This is a genomic window from Photorhabdus viridis (assembly GCF_040256935.1).
GTDB classification, from domain to species: Bacteria; Pseudomonadota; Gammaproteobacteria; order Enterobacterales; family Enterobacteriaceae; genus Photorhabdus; species Photorhabdus viridis.
The window spans coordinates 1-3,974 of sequence record NZ_JBEJZY010000103.1; the positions used below are offsets into that span (position 1 = coordinate 1).

General features: G+C 50.9%; 6 protein-coding genes. 3 read left to right on the top strand and 3 right to left on the bottom strand.

Going from position 1 to position 3,974, the window contains the following annotated elements:
* Positions 1-1,485 (bottom strand): CHC2 zinc finger domain-containing protein (locus tag ABR397_RS22015; RefSeq protein ID WP_350307580.1); only part of this gene is annotated, 1,485 nt, incomplete at its 3' end.
* Between the two features lie 100 nt (positions 1,486-1,585).
* Between ABR397_RS22015 and ABR397_RS22020 the strand changes: the two genes are divergently transcribed.
* From ABR397_RS22020 to ABR397_RS22030, 3 genes are all read left to right on the top strand, one after another.
* Positions 1,586-1,978 (top strand): helix-turn-helix domain-containing protein, encoded by a 393-nt coding sequence (locus ABR397_RS22020; protein ID WP_021327089.1) that lies wholly within the window; start codon positions 1,586-1,588, stop codon positions 1,976-1,978.
* Positions 1,979-2,057: 79 nt separating this feature from the next.
* Positions 2,058-2,378: a SymE family type I addiction module toxin gene (locus ABR397_RS22025; RefSeq protein WP_054481465.1), complete on the top strand. Its 321-nt coding sequence runs from the start codon at positions 2,058-2,060 to the stop codon at positions 2,376-2,378.
* 14 nt (positions 2,379-2,392) lie between these two features.
* Positions 2,393-2,590 (top strand): DUF7706 family protein, encoded by a 198-nt coding sequence (locus tag ABR397_RS22030; RefSeq protein ID WP_054481467.1) that lies wholly within the window; start codon positions 2,393-2,395, stop codon positions 2,588-2,590.
* Positions 2,591-2,638: 48 nt separating this feature from the next.
* On the opposite strand, the gene ABR397_RS22035 is transcribed toward ABR397_RS22030, so the two are convergent.
* The gene (locus ABR397_RS22035; protein WP_054481468.1) at positions 2,639-3,031 is read right to left on the bottom strand and encodes an immunity 50 family protein; all 393 of its coding nucleotides are present in this window, start codon (positions 3,029-3,031) and stop codon (positions 2,639-2,641) included.
* Between the two features lie 9 nt (positions 3,032-3,040).
* Positions 3,041-3,974 (bottom strand): RHS repeat-associated core domain-containing protein (locus tag ABR397_RS22040; protein ID WP_350307581.1); only part of this gene is annotated, 934 nt, incomplete at its 5' end.

Below are 3,974 nucleotides of genomic sequence, written 5' to 3' on the forward strand. Positions count from 1 at the left end.
TAACAGCTGCCCCAGTGAACGCCGTAAGTCGCCTTCGGCCAGCCCCAGTTCGGTGGCGGCCAGTCGCGCATACCCGCCCCGGCTGCGGGCGTTCATCATGTCCACGCTGTCGGCGAACATCACGCCGCTGTCGGTATCAACCACCTGAACATTCACTTTCATCACCGCCGCCCTGGCTTTCACCTGTGACAGGCCCCGGATACCCCACTGTTGTGTGCCCAGCGTCAGGGATATCTCGCCGTTAGCACCGGTTTCCCAGACCACATTTGGCATCGACGGCAACGCGGCTATACCGGCGGCTAATGTGCTGACTGTTTCCGGCACCGGAACCGGCTGATGTTCAGCCAGTGCGGCCCGCTCTGTTGCAGTGGTGGCCTGTACCTCTGCCGCTTCCTGCATCGGCACGGCACTGTCGAGCAACAACCCGAAGGCCCGTTCTGGTTCGGCGACCTGACACAGATAGCCGTTGGCATCCATGCCCTCGGGGAACACCACCCGGAACACGGTGATACCGACGGCGGTGAGTTCTGCGGCCAGTTTTACCGCCGCTTCATTGCCTGCCGGATCATTGTCGTAGGCGATCAAGACCTGCTTAACGCCATGCCGCCGAAACGCCTGCCGCATCTCATCGGTGAAGCCGTTCACCCCATAGGCGGCGGTGACATGGCGGTGACCGGCCACCCAGAACGACAGAGCGTCGATCAGGGATTCACAGAGAATGACCGCCCCTGAACTGATCAGCGCCGGCTCATTCCATATCCCGCCATGTGCGCCGGGAAGGTACAGATGCAGCGGCGTTCCTTTACGTAAACGGTCGGTGATTTTGCGCCCGTATATCTCACGGATCTGGCCGTTCGGGTCGATAACCGGTATGACCAGCGAACCGGTAAAGTGCTCGTGCCCGCTGTCGCGCATCAGCCCCACGGTCCGAAGACGGGCGCGGATCTGTGCGCCGGCCTGCACCGCCTTGATGGGCAGGCGATAGGCTAACGTGCGGTTGGCAAAGCCCAGTTTAAACTGAGCGACTAATTCCGGGTGGTTGAGCCGCCGTTTTTCCAGATAATCCAGGGCTTCGGGGGCATTCAGCAGCGTATGATGGTAGAACCCGACGACCCGACTGAGCAGCGCCTGCCGTCCGGCGTCATCATCGGCCAGCATGGCGGGTTCATCCGGTTTCACCAGCGGCGCCACCGAGGGGTTATCTCCCAGTATCCCGCGCAACTGTTCCACGGCCCGGCGCAGACTTAAGCCTTTGGTTTTCATTACCCAGTCGAGCACGGAGCCGCCGGCATCACAGCCAAAACAGTGATAAAGATTTTTTGCCGGTGAGATAACCATTGACGGGGTTTTCTCCTCATGGAACGGGCACAGCAGTACATAATCTTTGCCGCGTTTAAAGAGCTGTCGCCCCTGTTGCTCCACCACGGCGACTAAGGAGACGGCGGCTTTCAGGTGCTGTAATTCGGCTTCCGGGATGCGGGCCATATCGTTAATCCTTTAAAAAATACGTCAAGGTCTATATTGACCTATTTTAAACAGGACATTAGAATACTTTCAAGAATTAATTTTCAGGAGGGGATTTAGCATGTGGAACAAACAACTAACTTGGCTATGTTTGTCCATGACTGATTTTGGTAAAAACCTCTCATCTATTCGTAAATCAAGGCAGTTAACACAACTGAAACTGGCGGACCTGTTGGATATTCAGCCCCGCATGGTAGGGCGCTGGGAACAAGGGAAAGCCAAGCCTCAGTTTGATTACATCATCAAGCTGGCGCAGATATTAGAGGTCAGTATTGACCATCTGTTACTGGGTGATAAAGGCAGTGCCGCCCCGGAGTTTGATATCAAAAACAAGCGGCTAAAAGAGTTGTGTAAACAGGCCGATGCATTGAAGCCGGAAGATCAGGAAGTGATTTGTCATTTTCTGGATATGGCTATCACACAAGACAAGATAAAGCAGGTGATAAAGCGATAATCTGTTGATATTTAGCGCGGGGATAACGGGCTGGCACCCGTTACCGCCGCTTACCACAGCAACTATAGGAGTAGTGACTATGGCTAAGGTGCATTCTAAGGCAGAAGCGGCGATAAATAAAGCCGTGAAAACAGAACGTTATTACACGGTGGGCTATGTGCCGAACGGAAACAGGGTTAGCAACGCCACCCCGGCGATACATCTTAAGGGGCAGTGGCTGAGACAGGCGGGATTTAATACTGGCGGCCAGATTACGGTGAAGGTGATGGACGGTTGTCTGGTGCTGATCCCTGACAGTGAAGCCACGCAACAACAACATCAACAGTACCAGCGGCAACAGGCCCAACTGCAAGAGATCAAGCAGCAGATGCAGGCGCTGATAACCGGTTTTGCGGGTTAAAGGGAGAGCATGAGATGACAATAGCCATTGAACATTTGCAGGACATTCAGTTAACTCATATTGAAGCGCTGGCCTTAGCTCAACTGGTTAAGCGGCTGTGTTGGTCTGAGATACGGGCCTGTGCGGTGAATGACGAAGAAGCGTATCAGATTAAGGATGCGATTTCTAAGCTTCAATCCGCTCTGGCTTACCGTGGGTATGCGCCACGGTAGATCACAAGAAGGCCGGAAGATCTCAAAGGATCTTTCCGGCTATTTATATTATTCAGTCCATCGTACATCCCAATGCGGTGTAATATCCTCTATTACCATTGTTCTGGCAGAACAATGGAGGTAAAAGTCATTATTTTTTATTGTAATTTCTGTTTTTTCCCTCGTTGATTCAATAATGGGGGCACATTCAAATGCAACTCCTCCCCCATGAATTTCCAATACAGAAACATCAATACATGTCAATGTGATCATAAAACAATTAAACTTTTTCCTCTTCCATTTCTCTGGAATAACTTCTGGTATATTTCTGCTACAGAAAAAAAGTTTTAATCTAGATGTGTCATAATATAAAAATTGTTCAAATTCAACATGTTCCATTGATAGCTCATTATTAAACATGAACTTAATTTTTTCTTTAAAAATAGCATGATCAAACCACATTTACTTGCCTCAAGGAAAATTATAATGTTCTGGTAATCCATCGACACTTTTGTTTCTAAATCCATCTCCAGACGCAGGATTATATTCTCTAGGATTAAAATGAGGCCCCTGATTTCCAGGAGTCCCAGGTGGGCCATATATATGCCCTGCTGAATGTTCCTGTATTACTATTTTGGAGCCATCTGGACGAGTAAAATGATATTCTCTTGACGAAAGAGGATTGTGATTAGCATCCATTATTTGACGATCACTTCTATCAGTCAACGGAACTTTTTTAGTGGCATTAGGGTGCTGATTCATTGGTATTCCCGCATCTCTTTTTGCTGCTCTAAGCGCTGCCTTTCTGGAATTAAATTGGGCATTACACCCAGCAAGACCCAGCGGATCAATCCACGACACCGGATTAGGCACATACGCATACAGGTTCAGACCCCCTGCTAATCCTATCGGGTCAGGCGAGAGGTACTGTCCCGTCTCTGGCGAATAATACCGGAACCGATTATAAAATAAACCGCTTTCTTCATCTTCATATTGCCCACAAAACCGAAGATTGCAGCTGACCGTCTCTTCTTTCCGCACTGAAACGGTCCAGAGCTCCGGTTCGCCCCAGGTGAACAGTCGTCCCACCCAGGCCAGTTTTCCGGCTTCCGTTAATATTTCCCGCACCGTTCCCTGATGGTCACTGACCACATAGTGCAGTTGCCCCTGTTCATAACGCGCCGATGGGGTCAGTTTTCCCGGCTCATATAACCAGTGAATGCTGTGCTCGTATCCCACCGTGCCGTCTGCATATACCGGCGTCTCTTCTATCAGCTGGTCGCCGCTCCACAGGTAATCGTAACCGATAATCGCCGTCGGTTTCAGTGCCCGGTCCGGCAGTCCGTCCAGCCACCGTTTCAGGTTGGCAGCCTCCAGTGCGCTGTCCACTTCTTTGCGTTTACTG